Source organism: Loigolactobacillus bifermentans DSM 20003 (assembly GCF_001434575.1).
GTDB lineage: Bacteria > Bacillota > Bacilli > Lactobacillales > Lactobacillaceae > Loigolactobacillus > Loigolactobacillus bifermentans.
Map to the genome: position 1 here is coordinate 1 of NZ_AZDA01000102.1, position 332 is coordinate 332.

General features: G+C 43.4%; 1 protein-coding gene. It reads left to right on the top strand.

Features of this window, described 5'->3' with window-relative positions:
* Window positions 1–81: 81 nt before the first annotated feature.
* The coding region (locus FC07_RS11890) for an IS3 family transposase (protein WP_002816285.1) at window positions 82–332 on the top strand (251 nt) is incomplete at its 3' end.

The window sequence follows — 332 nt, forward strand, 5'->3', positions numbered from 1 at the left end:
TGGATGTAAGCTGATTCCTGAGACAACTTTTAAGAGAGCGTATAATGAATAAATCGTCTCTCAAAAGGAAGGAATTTTTACATGCCAACTCGTTACGACAAAGAATTCAAACAAAACATCATCAACCTATATAAACAAGGCGAATCAGCCGCCCAACTGGCCAGAGAATATGGCATTGGCTATTCAACCGTTCATAAGTGGATCCAGGGCCAAGCCAAAACTCAATCCGGTAAATCGCCAGACGAAATTAAAGCGATGGAAAAGCGGCTGGCTTCCCTGTCTGAGGAGAACGAAATCCTAAAAAAAGCCCTGGGCTTCCTTGCGCAGAAGTA